Consider the following 17,757-nt stretch of genomic DNA (forward strand, 5'->3'; position numbering starts at 1 on the left):
GCGAATGGATCGTCCGCTATTCGCTCTTCTCGTTCGCTATTCGCTAACAGAAATGCGCGCCCATCGTCTCCACATAGACCGCGTAGAGTGACTGGCTCGCAGCCATGAACAGGCGATTGCGCTTCTTGCCGCCGAAGCAGAGATTGGCGCAGGTTTCCGGCAGGCGGATCTGGCCGATCCGTACGCCGTCCGTCGGCGCAAACACCTGTACGCCGTCATAACCCTCGCCGACCCAGCCGGAACCGACCCAGATGTTGCCGTCGATGTCGACGCGTACGCCGTCGCCAAGCCCTGACTTGCCGTCGAGCGTCATGTCGATGAACTGCTTCGGATTGGAGAGTTTATCGCCATCAATGTCGTACGACCACACAACGTTCTTCGCTTGCGGATAATGCGTGCTGCCGGTATCGCAGACATAGAGCTTCTTGTAGTCATTGCTGAAGGCAATGCCGTTGGGCTTGAAGGGATCGTCGGCGACCTTGCTGATCTGGCCGGATTGCGCGTCTATGCGATAGACCGCTTCCTTCTGGTAAGGTTGCACGGAACCCATGTTCACGCGCTGACCTTCGTAGATGCTGAGCGCGCCATAACCCGGATCGGTGAACCAGATCGACTTGTCGTTCGGGTGCACGACCATGTCGTTCGGCCCGTTGAGTGGCTTGCCGTTGGCCTGCTCGGCCAAGGTCGTGACGGAGCCGTTATGCTCGTAGCGGACCAGGCGGGTGCGCTCGGCGGTAATCTGCCGGAACTCGGTATCGAAGGTGCTCCCATTGGCTTCGTTCGACGGCTTGTGGAACTGTTCGGAGATGTGGCCGTCGTCATCGAGATAGCGCAGTTGTCGATTGGCCGGGATGTCGCTCCAGACCAGATATTGCCCCTGCGCATTCCACGCCGGCCCTTCAGCCCATAGGCAGCCGGTATAGAGCCGGTGAATCGCGGTGTTGCCGACCTTCGCCTTGAAGCGCTTTTCGTCGATCACAACGATGTCAGGATCAGGATAGCGCTGCGGCTGCGTGCCTCTCCCGTAGTCGCGCGCGGTGGCGGGCGAGACCGCCGCGGCCGCGGCGGCAAAAGCCGCTGCGCCCTTCAGCAGGGCACGGCGGTCGAAGTGATCTGCTTCGCCCGCCGCGTCGGAGTCGTGTCGTGGATTTGTCATATGTGTCCTCCCACGTTCTTGTTGGGAGGAGATCATACGCCATAATTCGGCACAAAGCGGGCAGTGTGAGAATAAAACAACTTATGATAGTTTGCGCTGCAAGGAGCCGTCGACGGCGCATCGGGCGCCAATCAGATCGGATCCCAGCTGAAGATGTCGGCGGAGCGGTCGAGCTTGTAGAAGGACGGCCTCAGGGCCGGCATCGCGTGTTCCGCGACGGTCTGCGGTGTCCACCCTTCGCCGCGGTGGACAGAGCGGATCGGGCGCGACTGGCTCATCAGGAAGATCTCGTTCATGCGCACCGCAAAAACCTGTCCGGTGACATCCTTCGCTTCCTCGCTCAGCAGATAGGCGACGACGGGTGCGATCTTCTCCGGTCCCATCCGCTTCATCCGCTCCACGCGCTCCTGTTCGGCGTCTGTTTCGGTCGGAATGGTGCCGATCATCCGGCTCCAGGCGAAAGGTGAGACGCAGTTCGACCGCACATTGAAGCGGTGCATGTCGAGCGCGATCGATTTGGACAGTCCCACGATGCCGAGCTTGGCGGCAGCGTAATTGGCCTGTCCGTAATTGCCGACCAGGCCGGAGGTGGACGTGAAGTGCACGAAGGAACCGCTTTCCTGCTCCCGGAAGAGCCGCGCAGCGGCATGGGCCACGTAGAAGGAGCCCAACAGATGTACCTTGATGACGGCCTCGAAGGCTTCGACGCTCATCTTGTGGAAGATCATGTCGCGCAGGATGCCGGCATTGTTGACCACGCCGTCGAGCCGGCCGAAGTGATCGGTCGCGGTCTTGACGATCCGGCTCGCCGGAATGGCTTCGGCGACCGACTCGAAATTGGCGACCGCCGTACCGCCGCGCTTACGGATCTCCTCGACCACTTCCTCGGCCGGCGCGGCGCTGGTGCCGGAACCGTCGGAGGCGACTCCAGGATCATTGACGACCACCTTGGCGCCCTCGGCGGCGCAAAGCAGGGCGATCGCACGACCAATGCCGCGGCCAGCGCCGGTGACGATGATGACTTTGTCTTGAAGTAGTTTGGTCAATGCTGCCTCCTGCTGTCGTTCCGGGGCAAGCGAAGCGTGAACCCGGAATCTCGAGATTCCGGGTTCGGTCCTGCGGACCGCCCCGGAATGACGAGCGTGCTACTTCTCATTCGTAAAGATGATCGTTCCCGACGCGGCGAACATGCCGCCGACACCGTGGCAAACCGAGATCTTCGCGTTCGGGACTTGGGCCGGGGCAATGCCGCGCATCTGTCGCACGCTCTCCTGCAACGCGTACATGCCGTACATTCCGGAATGCATGTAGGAGAGGCCACCTCCGTTGGTATTGAGCGGCAGCTTGCCGCCGGGGCGCGTATGGCCCGCCGCGATGAATGGCCCGGTTTCCTCATGCGGCATGAAGCCGAGATCGCCAAGCCCGAACAAGGGCAGATGCGCGAAGGCGTCATAGATCATCAGGTGATCGACGTCGCGATGCGTGATCCCGGCCTCCTTGAAGGCGAGGGGACCTGCGACCTTGAACGCGCGCGAGGAGGTGAAGGTCTCCATCTGGCTCACCATCGGCGTCTCCACGCTCTCGCCGGTGCCGAGAATATACACCGGCTGCTGCGGGAAGTCCTTGGCGCGGTCAGCGGAGGCCAGGATCAGCGCGCCGCCGCCGTCGGTAACGAGACAGCACTGCAAGAGCCGAAACGGATAGGCGATCATCCGCGAATTGAGCACGTCCTCGACGGTGATCGGCTCCTTCATCATGGCGCGCGGATTTTTCGCCGCCCATTCCCGCTGCACGACCGCAACCATCGCCAGCTGCTCATGGGTAATGCCGTAGGTCTTCATGTAGCGCAGTACGGGAATCGGAAACATGCTGGGCGGCCCGAATATGCCGAACGGCGCCTCGAATTGCCCCTGTAGGCTGTCGGCCGGAATCGACCGCGGCGGCTTGCCGATCATCGACCTGCCGCTCTCGGCATGCGTGATCAGCACGGTCTTGCACAGACCGGCTTCGATCGCGGCTGCGGCATGACGGACATGCAGCATGAACGAGCAGCCGCCGACCGAAGTGCCGTCGACCCAGGTCGGGGTGATGCCGAGATAATGGCAGATCTGCTGCGGCGTTTCGACGGCGGTGGCGAAACCGTCGATGTCGGACAGCTTCAGGCCGGCATCGGCCAGCGCGTTCAGCGCCGCGTCCGCATGCAACTGGATCTGCGACATGTCGGGGATCACGCCGAGCTTGGTGGTCTCTGCCGCGCCCACCACGGCAACCTGGTTTCTGCGCATGCGCTTACCCCTTGGCCGGTCGGAACAAGGGCAGGGTGATCTGCTCGTCGAGCTTTTCGAAGGTCACCTCGAGCGGCATGTCGAGTTCAAGTGCCTCCGGCGTTTGCGGGCAGCCGGTGATGTTGCTCATCATGCGCGGGCCTTCATCCAGTGCGACGACAGCGATCGCATAAGGCGGCGTGAAGCCGGGTGCGGTCGGGCGATGATTGATGACATAGCTGTAAAGCGTGCCCCTCCCGGAGGCCTTGAACACGCTGACCTCGCGGCTGGCACAAGACGGACAGAACGGCCGCGGCGGGAAGTAGACATGGGCGCAGGCGTCGCAGCGCTGCAGCCGCAATTCGCCAAGCCTCGTGCCGTCCCAAAAGTGCTGCGTCTCGGGTGTCGGTTTCGGGCGCGCACGCGCGGCTTCGGCCATCTGTCTCGTCCTCCCGAAAGGCGGGCTCGGCCACCCGCTTGTTTGCAAAGGTGATGCGCCATTTGACTATTGGGCGTCAACGGTCCATCACTGCATGCATGCCGGCCAACGGCATGCGCATAAGCGGACGACACGGCGCGCCTGTCACCTGACAAGCGCACGCTCAATTGCCGCCATGCGAAAAAAGACCAAAAGGTCATACAAAAAAGATCAAGGGAGGAACGGATGTTCAAGCTGATCGGTGCGGGCTTGGCCGCGTGCATCGCGTTCGCGGGTTCGGCTTTCGCTGCGCATGCTCCGGCCGAAATCAAGATTGGCACGCTCTATGCTTCATCCGGCCGTTATGCCTCGATCTCGATGCCCGTCCATAGCGCACTGAAGCTCTGGGCCGACCAGAAGAATGCCGAGGGCGGCGTCTACGTGAAGGCCTTCGACAAGAAGATCCCGGTCAAGCTGGTCGCCTATGACGATCAGAGCAACACGGCCACGGCGTCGACGCTCTATAATCAGCTCGTCACCCAGGACAAGGTCGACCTTCTGGTCGCCGATTCCGGCTCGGTCCTGACGGCACCGGCGGTGACGATCGCCCGCGACCACAAGATGTTCCTGTTCGATCAGACCGGCACCGGCGCGAGCTTCTTCTCCAAGGACAATCCCTATATCGCGCTGATCGCAGACCCCGTCTCGACCGTCTGGCCGAAGCCGGTCGCCGATTTCATCACCCATGACGGGCCCGGGCTCGGCATCAAGAAGATCGCGATCCTCTACGCCACCAACGAGTTTACGGGAACGCAGGCCAACGCATTCCGCAAGTTCGTCAAGGACTCCGGTGCGCCGATCGAGATCGTCTATGATCAGGGCGTGCCGACCGAGACCACCAACTACACGGTGATCATCAACAACATCAACAACGCCAATCCGGATGCCGTGATCCATTTTGGCTACGCCCCCAACGACATCGCTTTCCTGCGCAATGTCCAGGACGTCGGCGTCAATTTCAAGATGCTGTTTGCAATCTATGCCGGACTGGAAACGGAGCTGTTGGAGAAGAACATCGGCGCCAAGGGACTCGAGCACATCTGGACCTATGTGCCGCCTTCCGAGATCGACTATCCCGTCAATTTCGGAATGACGATGAAGGAGTACAAGGCGGCCTGGAACAAGAAATATCCCGACGGCAAGATCGAGTTCGGCTTCAACGCGGTCGCCGGCTACACCACCGGCCTTGTGATCGAGAAGACGCTTTCGGTCGCCTCCTCGCTCGATCAGATGGAGTTGCGGCGCGCGGTGTTCTCGCTCTCCAATCAATTGAAGACACTCGACGGCACCTTTGCGCTCGACGAGATGGGCGGCCAGATCGGCGAGTTGACGCCGCTGGGCCAGCTTGCGCTGGACGAGCATGGGCACATCAAGTTCGTGTCCATCTATCCGCACGAGACCGCCACCGGCAAGCCGGTCTACCCGGCGCCGTAACGCCGCAAGAGCGGAGAAAGGACGCCGGGGGGCTGGGCTGGAGATGCTGAGTTACGCGCTGATCGCCGGCGTTCTGTTCGGCCTTTATTTCAGCCTGGTTGGTATAGGCCTCAATCTGGTGTTCGGCGTCATGCGCATCGTCAATCTCGCGCATGGCGATACCATCATGCTGGGCGCCTTCATCGCGCTCGGCGTGGTGACGCTCGCCGGCATCGACCCACTGTTCGCGGTGCCGCTCGCCTTCGTCGTATTCCTGCTCGCAGGCGTGCTGCTCTATTGGGTGCTGGTGCCGCGGCTGCAGGGCTCGGCCAATCCGGAGATGCTGTCGATCATCCTGTTCTTTGGCCTGTCGCAGGTCATCGAAGCCATCACCACGATCTTCGCCGGCACCAGCGAGCGTTCGATCCAGAGCCGGCTGCTCGGCACCGTCTTCACCACCATCAAGGTCAAATGGTTCGGCGGCACGCCGGGCCGCGGCGGGCCGATCCAGATTTTCGGCCAGGGGTTTCCGGCGCCATGGGTGATTGCGGCCGTCACCAGTCTGGTCGCGATCGGCCTCGTCTATCTCTATCTCTATCGGACCCGGCTCGGGACGTTGACCCGCGCGGTGATGTCCCGGCGTGACGAGGCCTTTGCAACCGGTATCGATGTCGACCGTGTTTCGGCCGTTGCGTTCGGCATCGGGCTGGGACTTGCGGCGATTGCCGGCGTGTTCGCGCCGTTCATGTTCGGCTCGATCACGCCGGCGTTCGGAGCGGATGCGACCGTGACATCGTTTGCGATCGTCGTGCTCGGCTCACTCGGAAATCCGCTCGGTACCGCCCTCGGCGGTGTCGTGTACGGCGTCTGCTACATGCTGGTGCAGACATATTTGAGCTCTTGGGCAGACCTTCTGCCCTATGTGCTCCTGATCCTCATTCTTCTCTTGCGCCCGAGTGGACTGCTCGGAAGGCGGGTGCGCGTTGCATAGCGGCCTCAAGCACACGTTGACCATTCTGGCTCCGTTGCTCATCCTGTTCGCGATCGCGCCCGGGGTCTATCAGAACCATTTGTTGCTGTTCAACTTCGTGATCTTCCTGATCCTCGCTCAGGGCGTGAACATCATCTATGGCTTCTCCGGTTATCTGCCGTTCGGCTATGTCGGCTTCTTCGGGGCGGGCGCCTATGGCTTTGCCATCATGGTGATGCATTTCCAGGCGCCTGCGGTTGCGGCTGTGCTCGCCGCAGGTCTGGTCGGCGTGGCGCTTGGGCTTGTGCTGACGCCGCTATTGCGGCTGACCGGGGCTTATTTCGCGATCGCCAATCTTGCAGCCTCCTTGGCGGTGCTGCATCTCGTAGCCAATCCGGCGCTGGAGAGCATCACCAAGGGGCCTTACGGCGTCTCGTTGAGCGGCACGTTCGATCCGGCCTTCGCCTATGATGCCGCGCTGGCCGTGCTCGCACTGACCGTCGGCGTCGTCATCTATTTGCGCAATTCGAGTTTCGGCCTCGCGCTGCAGGCGGTGCGCGAGGACTCCGTCAGCGCCGCGATGGCCGGGGTCGATGTCGTGAAGATGCGGGTGATCGCCTGGCTTGCCTCGGCGCTGGTGGCGGGTCTCGCCGGCGGCGTTTACGCTTGGTATGTCTCGGTATTCTATCCCGACAACGTGTTCTCCGGCGAGTTCTCGATCTTCGCCATCGTGTTCGCGCTGTTCGGCGGGGTCGCCACCATCCTTGGCCCCATCGTCGGCGTTCTCATTCTCTATGGCATCTACAATCTGATCGGCTTCACCACGCCGCAATATTTCCAGCTCGTCTACGGGCTCTTGATCATGGGACTCGTGCTGTTCCTGCCGGCCGGCCTGATGTCGCTGGCAACGCGGAGGGGATGGCATGTCCCCTGAGGCCAAGCCGATCCTCGAGGTCAGCAAGCTTGTGAAGCGCTTCGGTGGCTTCACGGCGCTCGACGGCCTGAGCTTTCATGTCGTGGCCGGCGAGATCCTCGGGCTCGTCGGTCCCAATGGTTCCGGCAAGACGACCGCAATCAACGTGATCTCCGGCCTCTACGCGCCCGATGGCGGCGAGCTCACTTTCGACGGTGGCGCGATTGGCGGCGTCGCTTCGCACAAGCTGGTCCATCGCGGCATCAACCGCACCTTCCAGGTGCCGAAACCGTTCATGTCGCTCTCGGTGCGCGAGAATGTCGAGGTGGCGCTCGCTTATGGCCGCGCGGACGGCACGCCGCCGTCGCTGGATGCGCTGCTCGAGGAATACCGGCTCGCCGATGTCGCCAACCGACCGGCGGCCGATCTCAACAGCGCTCAGCAGAAGATGCTGGATCTGACCCGGGCGCTCGCCACCGCGCCGCGCCTGCTGCTGCTCGACGAGCTCGCAGCTGGCCTCAACCCGGCCGAGCTCGATTGGATCGCAGGCCGGATCAAGGCGCTCGCCGCCAACGGCATGGCCATCATCGTGGTCGAGCATCTGATGGGCTTCATCGAGCACATCACCGACCGCGTCATCGTGATGAATGCCGGCAAGGAGATCTTCGAAGGCAAGCTGGCCACGGCGGTGAAGCAGCCGCAGGTGATCGAGGTGTTCCTGGGAGGCGAGCATGCCGCCTGATACGCCATTGCTCCAGGCTTCCGGGATCGACGCCGGCTATGGCACCATGCAGGTGCTGTGGGGCGTCGACCTCGACGTGCGCGCCGGCGAGACGGTGCTGCTGCTGGGCGCCAATGGTGCCGGCAAGACCACCTTCTTGAAATCGCTGGTCGGTCTGATCGAGGCGCGTCATGGCAGCATCCGGCTCGGCGGCGACGACATCACGCGCATGCGTTCCAGCGACCGGATGCGCCGCGGCATGACCTATATGTCGGAGCTTGCCGTCTTCCCGGATCTCTCGATCGAGGAGAACATCCGCATCGGGGCGCAGGCGCTGGGACACCGCGCTGCGGATGTGGAGCAGCTCTATGCGCAATTCCCGGTCTTGCGCGACAAGCGAAAGGATCCGGCGTCCAGCCTGTCGGGTGGCCAGCGCAAGATGCTCGGCATGGCCAAGGCACTCGCCGCCGAACCGAAGCTGCTGGTGCTGGATGAGCCGTCCGCCGGCCTGTCGCCGCTATTCGTCAAGGAGGTGATCCGGATCCTGAAAGAGCTGCAGAGCCGCGGCATCGCGCTCCTGGTGGCGGAGCAGAACATCGGCTTTCTCGAGGTCGCGACGCGGGTGTTTGTTCTGGAGGGCGGACATATCCGCTTTTCCGGCACGGTGGCGGAGATGACCGACAACGAGGCGCTCCGGCGGGCCTATTTCGGGCTGAAGTGATCCGCCCCGGTCAGGCGAGGGTTCCGCGGGGCTAGGTCCCATCTACCGGCATTGTCGCGGGCAAACCGGTCCGCTATGAGCAGCCGAACGTTGCGGCGCAGCCGCGGATTGGGACGATGGGAATCATGACCGCAGCAAATCCGACCCTTGTTTCGTTGGCCGACGACCTCGAAGCTGGCCGCACCACATCCCGCAAGCTGGTCGAGGAGTGCCTGGCCCGGATCGCCGATCCGGCGGGGGAGGGGGCGCGTGCCTTCGTCCATGTCGACAAGGACGCGGCCCTTGCCGCTGCCGACGCCATGGACGGCCTGCGCAAAGCCAATGCGGTGCCGTCGCGCTTTGCCGGCATTCCTGTCTCGGTCAAAGACCTGTTCGATATCAAGGGGCAGGTGACCCGCGCCGGCTCGCGCGCGCTGGAGGATTCCGCACCGGCAGACGCCGATGCGCCCGTTGTCGCGCGGCTGCGCCGCGCCGGCTTTGTGGTGATCGGCCGCACCAACATGACCGAGTTTGCTTATTCCGGCATCGGCATCAATCCGCATTATGGCACGCCGAAGAGCGCCTGGAAGCGCGAGATCGGCTTTGTTCCGGGTGGCTCGTCCTCGGGTGCGGCGGTCTCGGTCGTTGACCGCATGGCTTACGGCGCGCTCGGCACCGACACTGGTGGCTCCTGCCGCATTCCGGCGGCCTTCAACGGCATTGTCGGCTACAAGCCGACGCAGCGTCGCGTGCCCCTGGAAGGCGGCGTACCGCTCTCGACCTCGCTCGACAGCTTCGGGCCGCTTGCCAACACGGTCGAATGCTGCGCGATCCTCGATGCGGTGCTTGCGGATGAGCCGATCAGGCCGTTGCCGCGGCGACCGGTGAAGGGACTGCGGCTGGCGGTTCCCACCACGGTCGTGCTCGATCAGCTTGATGCGGAGGTCGCGCAGACCTTCGAGCGTGCGCTGCAAGCGCTCTCCAGGCAGGGCGCGCTGGTTGAGCGCATCGAATTTCCCGAGTTCCTCGACGTCGGCATCATCGGCATGAAGGGAGGCTTCGCGGCCGCCGAGAGCTACGCCTGGCATCGTTTCCTCATCACCAGCAAGGGGGATGTGTACGATCCGCGTGTCTCGGTCCGCATCATGCGCGGCGAAGCCATCACCGTGCCGGAATATATCGAGATGCAGGCCGGCCGGCGCTCGCTGGTGGCGCGTGCCGCTGCGCGCATCGCCCCCTATGACGCATTGGTGCTGCCGACCACCGCCAATGCACCGCCGAAGATCGCCGACCTCGAAAGCGACGAGGCGTTTGGCCGCGAGAACATCCGCGCCTTGCGGAACTGCACCATGATCAACATGATGGACGGTTGCGCGATCTCGCTGCCGGCGCATCGCGCCGGCGAGGTGCCGGTCGGCTTGATGCTGGCGCAGTCTGGAGGCAACGATCGCAAGCTGTTCGAGGTGGCCGCGGCGATCGAGGGCGTGATCCGGGGCTGACCTGCGCTGGTTCTGTGATCGCGAGCGAAGCAACCCTGCTTAGGATGAAGGGACTGGACCGGTCGCCTTTGGCGTCTCCCGGTGAGGGAGGGGGGCGCGGACCTGCAGGCTCAATTTTGCCGGAAATCGGGTGGCGCCGCGTTCTTGCCGGTGCCATCTTGTCGGTATGAGAGCCGCAACGAAGACAGTTAGTCCGACTCCAGATGCTTTCTCCCGCATCGACACGCTCGACTGGGCGCAGGTCGAACGTGATCTCGACGCACAAGGCTGCGCGGTCCTGGCGAGCCTGCTCTCGCCGGACGAATGTCAGGCACTGGCTGCGCTCTATCCCGATGACTCCCGTTTCCGTAGCCGTATCGTCATGGCGCGGCATGGCTTCGGCCGCGGCGAATACAAGTATTTCTGCTATCCCTTGCCGGAGCCGATCACGAGTTTGCGCCCACGGCTCTATGCGCGCCTGGTGGGGATCGCCAACCGCTGGAACCGGACGATGGGGATCGAGATCGAGTACCCTCGGGATCACGAGGCATTCCTCGCTCGCTGCCATGCGGCAGGGCAGACGCGGCCGACCCCATTGCTGCTGCAATATGTGGAAGGCGACTACAACTGCCTGCATCAGGATATCTATGGCGAGCACGTGTTCCCGATCCAGGTCGCGATCCTGCTCTCCGAGCCCGGATGCGATTTCGAGGGCGGCGAGTTCGTGCTGACCGAGCAGCGCCCGCGCATGCAGTCGCGTGCCGAGGTGGTGCCGCTCAGGCGGGGCGATGCGGTCGCCTTCGCCGTGCATGTCCGCCCCGTGCAGGGCACGCGCGGCAGCTACCGCGTCAACATGCGCCATGGCGTCAGTCGGCTCAGGTCTGGGCGGCGTCACACACTCGGCGTGATCTTCCATGATGCGAAGTGATCCGCATTGACCGCCGATCTGTTTGAAAACCTCGATGCCTCGGCGCCGATCCGCGAGCAACTCGCGGTCGGCGCGGTGCTGCTGCGTGGTTTCGCCCGTCCGCGCCAGCATGAGTTGGTTGCGGCAATCCAGACGATCACTGCGCAGGCGCCGTTCAGGCGCATGTTCACGCCTGGCGGCCACCAGATGTCGGTCGCGATGACCAATTGCGGAGAGGTCGGCTGGATCACCGATCGCAGCGGCTACCGTTATGACGCGATCGATCCTGACAGCGGCCGGCCCTGGCCATCGATGCCGCCGCTGCTTCGTGACCTCGCTGAGCAAGCCGCAGCCGAGGCCGGCTTCGCAGGTTTCGCGCCTGACGCCTGCCTCATCAATTGCTATGAGCCGGGCGCGAAGATGTCGCTGCACCAGGATCGTGACGAGCGCAACATGGGCGCGCCGATCGTGTCGGTCTCGCTGGGCCTGCCGGCCACGTTCCTGTTCGGCGGGCTGAAGCGCAGCGACAAGCCGCAGCGCTATCGGCTGGCGCATGGCGATGTCGTGGTGTGGGGCGGACCGGCGCGGCTGGCCTTCCATGGTGTTGCGCCGCTCGCCGATGGCGAGCACGGGTTGCTCGGCCGCAGGCGGATCAACCTGACCTTCCGCCGCGCGCGTTGATCCCGGTCACGGCTTCGCCGGGTGAATGAACGCCCACGGCGAGACTTCGCTGTCTTTGGGAACCTCGATATCGATAAGATACGGTCCGCCATGCTCCAAGGCCTTCTCCAATGCCGGGCGGAACTGATCGGGCGCAGTGACCCGGCTCGCGGCGACGCCGAAGGACTCGGCGAGCTTGACGAAGTCGGGATTGACGAGGTCGGAGGCGACGACGCGGCCATCGAAGCGTTCGCGCTGGTCGCGTCGGACATTGCCATAGGCATTGTTGTTGAACACCAGCGTCACTACGCCGATGTTGTATTGCACGGCGGTCGCGAGTTCTTGTACGGCGAACATGAAGCCGCCATCGCCGGTGATGGCGACGACCGGCTTGTCGGGGCAGGCGACCTTGGCGCCGAGTGCAGTCGGAAAGCCCGCGCCGAGCGTGCCCTGATAGCCTGAGGTGATGAAGGTGCGGGGCTCATAGACCGGGAAGCCGTACCACGAGGCGAAACCGACCTGCGACAGCTCGTCGGTGACGATGGCATCGTGCGGCAGCACCTCGCGCAACACATTCAGGTAGGCCATCTGCGGCTGTACCTTCTGGATCTCCTGCTGGGTCATAACGGTGGCCTCGCGAATTGTTGCGCGTCGGCCGGCGGTCTTCTTATGACCCGCCTTACTGACGGCGCTGACGAGCGCAGCCGTCCCGGTCTTGGCATCGCTGACGATGCCGACGTCGACGGTGACTCGCCGCATTTCGGCCGGATCGATATCGATGCGGATGGACTTCAGCCCGTCGGGCCGGAACGGCCAGCGGAAGGTGGTCGGCAGCTCCATGCGACTGCCGATGCCGATCATCAGGTCGGTCTGCGGCCAGAGTCTATAGGCCGCCGCCATCGTCAGGCCGAGCTCATGCGCGTTGGAGACGATGCCGCGGCCGGAGCGGAAGGCGACCACCGGCGCGTCGATCATCTCGGCCAGTTCGAGGATCTCCTCGCGCGCATCGATCGCGCCGGCGCCAACGAAGATCATCGGCGCCTTCGCGCTGGCAATCAGGGCTGCTGCTTTTGTGATGCGATCCGGATCGGGCATCGGTGCCGGGAACGGCGCAAATGGCTTGGCTGCTGCCGTCTCGGCCCGCTGCGTGAATACGTCCCACGGCATTTCCAGCGCGGCCGGTCCGCGCCGGCCGGAGAGCATCTCCTGAAAAGCGCGTGCCACCAGCGTCGGCGCGGCATCCGGGTATTCGATCCGGTCCGCCCATTTGACGAAGGTGCGCAAGGTCGCGAGCTGATCCGGCATCTCGTGAAGGTGGCCGCGGCCCTTGCCGAGATAATCGGTCGGCACCTGGCCGGTCAGGCACAGCACCGGCTCGTTGCAGCCGAACGCGGTGAGCAGCGCAGCGCCGGCGTTGAGCACGCCGGGGCCAGGCACCACGCTGAACACGCCGGGGCGGCCGCTCGCACGCGCATAGCCGAACGCCATATAGCCGCAGGCCTGCTCGTGACGGGCGCCGATCACCTTCAACTGGGCTTGGTGAAAGGCATCGAAGAGGCCATAGACCTGCGCGCCCGGCAGGCCGAATACGGTGTCGACGCCGTGGACGAGGAGGCCGCTGACGATCGCTTCGCCGCCGGTCATTGTGGTCATGGGCAGTTCCAATTCGAAGGGGGTTACAGAGGTTCGTCGATGACGCCGTTGCGCAGGATGCCCATGCCTTCGGCTTCGATCTCGACGATGTCGCCGGGCTTCAGATAACGCGGCGGATCGAAGCGCGCGCCGGCTCCGGTCGGCGTGCCCGTCACTATGACGTCCCCCGGCACCAGCGTGGTGAAGGTCGAGATGTAGTTGATGAGATAACGGAAGCCGAAGATCAGCCGCGAGGTGCGGTCATCCTGGCGCAGTTCGCCATTCACGCGGGTGGTGAGCCTGATGTCCGCGATCTGCGCCTCATCCGTATAGGGCACGATCCATGGCCCGAGGCTGCCGGTCGAATCGAAATTCTTGCCTTGGGTGACGTTGAATTTGGCATGTCGGACCCAGTCGCGGATCGTGCCTTCGTTGCACAGCGTCAGCGCGGCGACGTGGTCGAGCGCATCCTTCTCGGCGATATGGCGGCCGGCCTTGCCGATGACGATGACGAGCTCGCCTTCATAATCGAGCTGCAGCGAGGCGTGTGGGCGCACCAGGGGCGTGTTGTGGCCGACGAACGAGCGCGGCGTGCGCATGAACATCGATGGATATTTCGGGGCGTCCTGGCCGTCCTTGTACTCCGCATTGCGATCGGGATAGTTGACGCCGATGCAGATGATCTTTTCGGGCGACGGGATCGGCGGCAGAAAGGTGATCGCCTCGAGCGGGTGATCCGGCGCGCGGCCAGCCGCGGCCTCAGCCAGCTGCTGCAGGGTGCCGGCGGCGATCACCTCGCGCAGGCTCGGATAGTCCTTGGCAAAGCGCGAGGAGAGGTCGACGATGCCGCCGTCCGTAACGGCCCCGTAATGAACGGTCCCATCGATGGCGTAGGTTGTGAAGCGGGCAGGGGCGGGCATGGGTTTCTCCTTACACGCCGAGCCGCTGGATCTTGTGGGTGCCGCGCGCCAGCGAGACGTGCTTGGTCTCCATATAGAAGTCGAAGGAGTAGTCGCCGCCGTCGCGGCCGATGCCGGACGCCTTCATGCCGCCGAACGGTGTCGGCAGATGGCGCACATTCTCGGAATTCAGCCAGATCATGCCGGCCTCCAGCGCGTCCGCCACGCGCAACGCGCGGCCCATGTCATTGGTCCAGACATATCCAGTCAGGCCATATTTGATATCATTCGCGATCTCGATCGCATCCGCCTCGTCGCGGAACGGGATGACGGTGAGAAACGGGCCGAACACCTCTTCCTGCGCGACGCGCATCTTGCTGTTGGCGCCGGTGACCAGGGTCGGCTGCACATAATGTCCGCCACCCGGTCCATCATGCGAGCGACCGCCGACGGCGATGGTCGCACCATCCTGCCGCGCGATCTCGAAATAGGAGCACACCTTCGCAAGATGCCGCTCGTGGATCAGCGGCCCAATTTCGGTAGCAGGGTCGAGCGGATGGCCGACCTTCAGCGCCTTCACGCGTGACGCAAGCTTATCGATGAAAACATCGGCGATGCCTTGCTGGATCAAGAGGCGGCTCGACGACGTGCAGCGCTCGCCATTCAGCGAGTAGATCATGAACATCACGGCGTCCAGTGCGCGATCCAGGTCAGCGTCGTCGAACACGATGACCGGGTTCTTGCCACCGAGCTCGAAATGTACGCGCTTCAGGGTCGGCGCGCCTTGCGCCATGATGGCCGAGCCCGTCGCGCTCTCGCCGACAAAGCCGATCGCCTTGATCGCGCTGTGTTGTGTCAGCGCCTTGCCGGCCTCTTCGCCGAAGCCGTGCACGGTGTTCAGGACACCATCGGGAATATCGGCCTCTTTCACGATCTTCGCCAGCCAATACGCTGTGATCGGCGACCATTCCGCCGGCTTGTGCACGACCGTGCAGCCGGCCGCCAGGGCCGGGGCGATCTTCCAGGTCGATAGCATGAACGGTGTATTCCAGGGCGTGATCACCCCGACGGGGCCGATCGGGACGCGTGTCGAGACATTCCAATGTTCCTCGCTCGGCATGTTGCGGCCGTCGCGGGCCTCCGTACATTTGTCGGCGAAGAAGCGGAAGTTCTCGGCGGCGCGGATCGCAGCCTTGGCCATGAAACGGTAGGCTTGTCCCGTGTCGATGCATTCGAGCACCGCGATGTCTTCGGCGTGATTCTCGATCCCGTCGGCAACGCGGTGCAGGAGCTTGCGTCGAAGCGATGGTGTCATTTCGCGCCAGCTTCTGAAGGCCAGTGCGGCGGCTGTCGCGGCGCGATCGACGTCCTCTGCATTGCCGCGTGCCACGGTCGTGAGCAATGCGCCGTCGATCGGAGAGCGCGTCTCAAAGGTCGCGCCGGAGACCGAAGGCACGACCTTGCCCTCGATGAGATGGCCGATGCCGTCGGCCTTCAGCTTGGCGAGCAGGGGAGCCGCGCGGTCCAGATTGGCCTTGAAGATGTCTTGTTTGGGCGTGGCTTTATCCATGGGCTGCGTCCGCTTTCAGGGCGTCGTGGATGTTGTTGCGCTTCCAGCTCGTCGCAGCATCGTTGATCTGCATGTCGAATGACAGCGCGAATTTGCTGCTTGCAAAGATGGGCTCGAGATGGCCCGAGAGAGCCTGGAAGACGTGTTCGCCGGCCTTCTGGCGGGCGGGGAGATCGCGGCCTTCGCCGAGCCGCAACAGCATCGCAAGGAAGCCGTAGTCCGGCTTGCCGTCGGCGATCGCATAATGCTCGCAGCGGATGGCGCGGACGCGGATGCCGCCGACCGGAAAGATGCCGGTTTCCGCTGCCGCTTTGCGGACGACCTCGCAGAGGTCCCTCATATCGACGCGCGGCTCAAGATTGGCGGAATATTCGATGCTGAAATGCGGCATGATTGGATCGCTCCAGGAAACCTCTCAAGCGAAAACGCTCAAGCGAAGTAACAGCTCACAGTCCCATACGCTCCATAGTCGGCCTGGATCGTGTCACCTTTCCGCGCCTCGATCGCGCGGATGAACGAGCCCGCCAGCACCACCTGGCCCGGCTCCAGCGCGAGCCCCTGGGCGGCAATCCTGTTGGCGAGCCAAGCCACGGCGATGGCGGGATGATTGAGCACGCCGGCGGCAAGCCCGGTCTCTTCGATCTGGCCATTCTTGGAACACAGCGCGCCCACCCAGCGCAGATCCGCGTCCAGGGGCCGCAGCGGGCGGCCGCCGAGCACGATGCCGGCATTGGCGGCGTTGTCGGCGATCGTGTCGAAGATCTTGCGCGTGGTCTTGGTATCCGGGTCGACCCGCTGAATTCTCGTATCGAGGATCTCCAGCGCCGGCACCACGAAATCGGTCGCATTCAGGACGTCGAACAAGGTGCAGTCCGGACCCGAGAGCCGCTGCTTCATGACGAAGGCCAGCTCGGCTTCTATCCTGGTGGCGATGAAGCGATCGGAGGGAACAATCCCGCCATCCGCAAAGAACATGTCATCGAGCAGGACGCCAGAATCCGGCTCGTCGATGCCGAGCGCGCTCTGCATCGCTTTCGAGGTCAGTCCGATCTTGTGGCCTTTGACGGTCCGGCCTTCGGCAACTTTGATCTCGATCCACGCCTTCTGGATGGCGTAGGCGTCTTCGATCGTGATCTGCGGATATTCCTGCGACAGCTGGCGGATTTGGATGCAGCTTTTCTCCGCTGCGTCCAAGCGTTTGGCAGAGAGCGCGATATCGTGAGATGCGAGTGCCATGTGCGGATATTTTTGCTGGCTGAACTTGACCGGTCGGAGCTGCGGGCACATGATTAACATGTTAAGTTTATTGAGGCAAACCGACCGTTTGTTGTGCGGTGCAAACTCTTGTGATGGCGAAGAAATCAAAAAACATAAAAGCCGCGATTGCAAAGGACGCGCATCCGGTTCCAATGCGGGACTTTTCGCGCTCGCTGCCGATGGCGCTGTTGCGGGCGAGGGAAGCCGTCATGCGGCAGTTTCGTCCCAATTTGCGCAGACACGATCTCACCGAGCAGCAATGGCGGATTCTGCGCGCGCTGGCGGCCGTCGATGCGATCGAGGCGACCGAGCTGGCTCGCGTTGCCTTTCTGCTCGGACCGAGCCTGTCCCGCATTTTGCGCGACCTCGAAGGTCGCGGCCTGGTCGCGCGGACGGTTGACGAGAACGATCTGCGCCGCCGGTTGCTGACCATTTCACCGAGAGGGCTCAAGCTGATAGCGAAGGTCGCGCCGGACTCCGAGGCCGTCTATGGCGCCATCGCCAGCCGCTACGGCGCGCGCAGGCTTGCCGCGTTGCACAAAATGCTTGAGGCGCTGGAACGGAGCGTTGAGGGGTTCGATGATGCAAGGGACGACGCAAAGAATGAGGACTGAGCGGCATTGCCGTTGCTGCGCTTGGCAGGTTCTTGACCAGTTTGATAAGAAGCAATGCAACTGAGCGGAGACCGGCTGCGTCGCCTGCATGGGCATTCATGCTAACCGTGTTCTGTCTGCCCGAT

18 protein-coding genes are annotated in these 17,757 nt (G+C 63.4%); 9 read left to right on the forward strand and 9 right to left on the reverse strand.

Going from position 1 to position 17,757, the window contains the following annotated elements; translation table 11 throughout:
* Window positions 1-43: 43 nt before the first annotated feature.
* The 4 genes from QX071_RS24015 to QX071_RS24030 form a co-directional block, all read right to left on the reverse strand.
* The gene (locus tag QX071_RS24015) at window positions 44-1,156 is read right to left on the reverse strand and encodes an SMP-30/gluconolactonase/LRE family protein (protein ID WP_315706233.1); all 1,113 of its coding nucleotides are present in this window, start codon (window positions 1,154-1,156) and stop codon (window positions 44-46) included.
* Window positions 1,157-1,287: 131 nt separating this feature from the next.
* A complete protein-coding gene (locus tag QX071_RS24020) occupies window positions 1,288-2,202 on the reverse strand; it encodes an SDR family oxidoreductase (protein WP_315706232.1) in 915 nt (304 codons plus the stop codon).
* A 99-nt stretch (window positions 2,203-2,301) separates the two neighbouring features.
* The gene (locus QX071_RS24025) at window positions 2,302-3,441 is read right to left on the reverse strand and encodes a thiolase C-terminal domain-containing protein (protein ID WP_315706231.1); all 1,140 of its coding nucleotides are present in this window, start codon (window positions 3,439-3,441) and stop codon (window positions 2,302-2,304) included.
* Window positions 3,442-3,445: 4 nt separating this feature from the next.
* The gene (locus tag QX071_RS24030) at window positions 3,446-3,859 is read right to left on the reverse strand and encodes a Zn-ribbon domain-containing OB-fold protein (protein WP_315706230.1); all 414 of its coding nucleotides are present in this window, start codon (window positions 3,857-3,859) and stop codon (window positions 3,446-3,448) included.
* A gap of 225 nt (window positions 3,860-4,084) precedes the next feature.
* Here QX071_RS24030 and QX071_RS24035 point away from each other — a divergent pair, with 225 nt between their 5' ends.
* The 8 genes from QX071_RS24035 to alkB all read left to right on the forward strand — a co-directional run bounded on the left by QX071_RS24035 (window position 4,085) and on the right by alkB (window position 11,681).
* Window positions 4,085-5,332, forward strand: a complete 1,248-nt coding sequence (locus QX071_RS24035) for an ABC transporter substrate-binding protein (RefSeq protein WP_315706229.1) — start codon at window positions 4,085-4,087, stop codon at window positions 5,330-5,332.
* Window positions 5,333-5,375: 43 nt separating this feature from the next.
* Window positions 5,376-6,302 carry a branched-chain amino acid ABC transporter permease gene (locus QX071_RS24040; RefSeq protein WP_315706228.1) on the forward strand — a complete coding sequence of 309 codons (927 nt, stop codon included), beginning with the start codon at window positions 5,376-5,378 and terminating at the stop codon, window positions 6,300-6,302.
* Between the two features lie 16 nt (window positions 6,303-6,318).
* Entirely contained in the window at window positions 6,319-7,215 is an 897-nt protein-coding gene (locus tag QX071_RS24045) for a branched-chain amino acid ABC transporter permease (protein ID WP_315706227.1), read from the forward strand.
* On the forward strand, window positions 7,205-7,936 hold the full coding sequence (locus QX071_RS24050) for an ABC transporter ATP-binding protein (RefSeq protein WP_315706226.1): 732 nt from the start codon (window positions 7,205-7,207) through the stop codon (window positions 7,934-7,936). The genes QX071_RS24045 and QX071_RS24050 overlap by 11 nt, the downstream gene beginning before the upstream one ends.
* On the forward strand, window positions 7,926-8,636 hold the full coding sequence (locus QX071_RS24055; RefSeq protein ID WP_315706225.1) for an ABC transporter ATP-binding protein: 711 nt from the start codon (window positions 7,926-7,928) through the stop codon (window positions 8,634-8,636). The genes QX071_RS24050 and QX071_RS24055 overlap by 11 nt, the downstream gene beginning before the upstream one ends.
* Window positions 8,637-8,761: 125 nt before the next feature.
* A complete protein-coding gene (locus tag QX071_RS24060; RefSeq protein WP_315706224.1) occupies window positions 8,762-10,114 on the forward strand; it encodes an amidase in 1,353 nt (450 codons plus the stop codon).
* 166 nt (window positions 10,115-10,280) lie between these two features.
* The gene (locus QX071_RS24065) at window positions 10,281-11,021 is read left to right on the forward strand and encodes a 2OG-Fe(II) oxygenase (RefSeq protein ID WP_315706223.1); all 741 of its coding nucleotides are present in this window, start codon (window positions 10,281-10,283) and stop codon (window positions 11,019-11,021) included.
* Window positions 11,022-11,027: 6 nt separating this feature from the next.
* Window positions 11,028-11,681, forward strand: a complete 654-nt coding sequence (gene alkB / locus QX071_RS24070) for a DNA oxidative demethylase AlkB (RefSeq protein WP_315706222.1) — start codon at window positions 11,028-11,030, stop codon at window positions 11,679-11,681.
* A gap of 6 nt (window positions 11,682-11,687) precedes the next feature.
* On the opposite strand, the gene QX071_RS24075 is transcribed toward alkB, so the two are convergent.
* From QX071_RS24075 to hpaH, 5 genes are read right to left on the reverse strand one after another with little or no spacing between them, the layout of a single operon-like run.
* Window positions 11,688-13,313, reverse strand: a complete 1,626-nt coding sequence (locus QX071_RS24075; protein ID WP_315706221.1) for a thiamine pyrophosphate-dependent enzyme — start codon at window positions 13,311-13,313, stop codon at window positions 11,688-11,690.
* Between the two features lie 23 nt (window positions 13,314-13,336).
* Window positions 13,337-14,212 (reverse strand): fumarylacetoacetate hydrolase family protein, encoded by an 876-nt coding sequence (locus QX071_RS24080; RefSeq protein WP_315706220.1) that lies wholly within the window; start codon window positions 14,210-14,212, stop codon window positions 13,337-13,339.
* Between the two features lie 10 nt (window positions 14,213-14,222).
* A complete protein-coding gene (gene hpaE, locus QX071_RS24085) occupies window positions 14,223-15,761 on the reverse strand; it encodes a 5-carboxymethyl-2-hydroxymuconate semialdehyde dehydrogenase (RefSeq protein ID WP_315706219.1) in 1,539 nt (512 codons plus the stop codon).
* The gene (locus tag QX071_RS24090; protein WP_315706218.1) at window positions 15,754-16,152 is read right to left on the reverse strand and encodes a 5-carboxymethyl-2-hydroxymuconate Delta-isomerase; all 399 of its coding nucleotides are present in this window, start codon (window positions 16,150-16,152) and stop codon (window positions 15,754-15,756) included. Before QX071_RS24090 ends, hpaE begins: the two co-directional genes overlap by 8 nt.
* A 38-nt stretch (window positions 16,153-16,190) precedes the next feature.
* A complete protein-coding gene (gene hpaH / locus QX071_RS24095; RefSeq protein WP_315706354.1) occupies window positions 16,191-16,997 on the reverse strand; it encodes a 2-oxo-hept-4-ene-1,7-dioate hydratase in 807 nt (268 codons plus the stop codon).
* Between the two features lie 113 nt (window positions 16,998-17,110).
* On the opposite strand from hpaH, the gene hpaR reads away from it, so the two are divergent.
* Window positions 17,111-17,632 carry a homoprotocatechuate degradation operon regulator HpaR gene (hpaR, locus tag QX071_RS24100; protein ID WP_315706217.1) on the forward strand — a complete coding sequence of 174 codons (522 nt, stop codon included), beginning with the start codon at window positions 17,111-17,113 and terminating at the stop codon, window positions 17,630-17,632.
* Window positions 17,633-17,757: the final 125 nt, after the last annotated feature.

This window comes from Bradyrhizobium sp. SZCCHNS1022 (genome assembly GCF_032484835.1).
Lineage (GTDB): Bacteria > Pseudomonadota > Alphaproteobacteria > Rhizobiales > Xanthobacteraceae > Bradyrhizobium.

Excerpts from the sequence above, each read along its gene's own strand:
- QX071_RS24015 (WP_315706233.1), bottom strand. The coding sequence starts at position 1,156 with ATGACAAATCCACGACACGACTCCGACGCGGCGGGCGAAGCAGATCAC.
- QX071_RS24025 (WP_315706231.1), bottom strand. The coding sequence starts at position 3,441 with ATGCGCAGAAACCAGGTTGCCGTGGTGGGCGCGGCAGAGACCACCAAG.
- QX071_RS24030 (WP_315706230.1), bottom strand. The coding sequence starts at position 3,859 with ATGGCCGAAGCCGCGCGTGCGCGCCCGAAACCGACACCCGAGACGCAG.
- QX071_RS24035 (WP_315706229.1), top strand. The coding sequence starts at position 4,085 with ATGTTCAAGCTGATCGGTGCGGGCTTGGCCGCGTGCATCGCGTTCGCG.
- QX071_RS24040 (WP_315706228.1), top strand. The coding sequence starts at position 5,376 with ATGCTGAGTTACGCGCTGATCGCCGGCGTTCTGTTCGGCCTTTATTTC.
- QX071_RS24050 (WP_315706226.1), top strand. The coding sequence starts at position 7,205 with ATGTCCCCTGAGGCCAAGCCGATCCTCGAGGTCAGCAAGCTTGTGAAG.
- QX071_RS24055 (WP_315706225.1), top strand. The coding sequence starts at position 7,926 with ATGCCGCCTGATACGCCATTGCTCCAGGCTTCCGGGATCGACGCCGGC.
- QX071_RS24060 (WP_315706224.1), top strand. The coding sequence starts at position 8,762 with ATGACCGCAGCAAATCCGACCCTTGTTTCGTTGGCCGACGACCTCGAA.
- QX071_RS24065 (WP_315706223.1), top strand. The coding sequence starts at position 10,281 with ATGAGAGCCGCAACGAAGACAGTTAGTCCGACTCCAGATGCTTTCTCC.
- QX071_RS24075 (WP_315706221.1), bottom strand. The coding sequence starts at position 13,313 with ATGACCACAATGACCGGCGGCGAAGCGATCGTCAGCGGCCTCCTCGTC.
- QX071_RS24080 (WP_315706220.1), bottom strand. The coding sequence starts at position 14,212 with ATGCCCGCCCCTGCCCGCTTCACAACCTACGCCATCGATGGGACCGTT.
- hpaE (WP_315706219.1), bottom strand. The coding sequence starts at position 15,761 with ATGGATAAAGCCACGCCCAAACAAGACATCTTCAAGGCCAATCTGGAC.
- QX071_RS24090 (WP_315706218.1), bottom strand. The coding sequence starts at position 16,152 with ATGCCGCATTTCAGCATCGAATATTCCGCCAATCTTGAGCCGCGCGTC.
- hpaH (WP_315706354.1), bottom strand. The coding sequence starts at position 16,997 with ATGGCACTCGCATCTCACGATATCGCGCTCTCTGCCAAACGCTTGGAC.
- hpaR (WP_315706217.1), top strand. The coding sequence starts at position 17,111 with ATGGCGAAGAAATCAAAAAACATAAAAGCCGCGATTGCAAAGGACGCG.